Source organism: Vibrio sp. 1978 (genome assembly GCF_033344345.1).
Window position 1 is genome coordinate 1 of sequence record NZ_JAWPOP010000931.1, and the last position, 536, is coordinate 536.

1 pseudogene is annotated in these 536 nt (G+C 49.4%); it reads left to right on the forward strand.

Going from position 1 to position 536, the window contains the following annotated elements:
* Positions 1-536 (forward strand): annotated as a pseudogene (gene gltB / locus R8N49_RS29925) (glutamate synthase large subunit); the annotation flags it as partial.

The following is a 536-nucleotide window of genomic DNA, read 5'->3' on the forward strand; positions in this document are numbered from 1 at the left end:
ACTGGTGATGCGAACGACTACGTAGGCAAAGGCATGGCAGGCGGTAAAATCGCGATTAAACCTCACCTAGGCACTGCATTTAAATGTAACGAAGCCACCATTATCGGTAACACATGTTTGTACGGCGCGACAGGAGGCAAACTGTTTGCTGCGGGTAAAGCAGGAGAGCGTTTTGGTGTTCGTAACTCTGGCACCATCGCAGTAATCGAAGGCGCGGGTGATAACGCTTGTGAATACATGACTGGCGGCATTGTGGCTATTCTTGGAGCCACAGGAGTGAACTTCGGCGCTGGTATGACGGGCGGTTTTGCTTACGTGTTGGATGAAAATCAAGACTTCCAAGGTCGTGTAAACAACGAATCAGTGGAAGCCATTTCACTGTCGGATCTATACATCCACCAAGAGCACTTGCGCGGCCTAATTGCGGAGCATCTCGAAGAGACTGGCTCTAGCCATGCAGAACATATTTTGGCGAACTTTGACGAATGGATTCCGAAGTTCTACTTGGTGAAACCTCAAGCGGCTGACTTAAACAC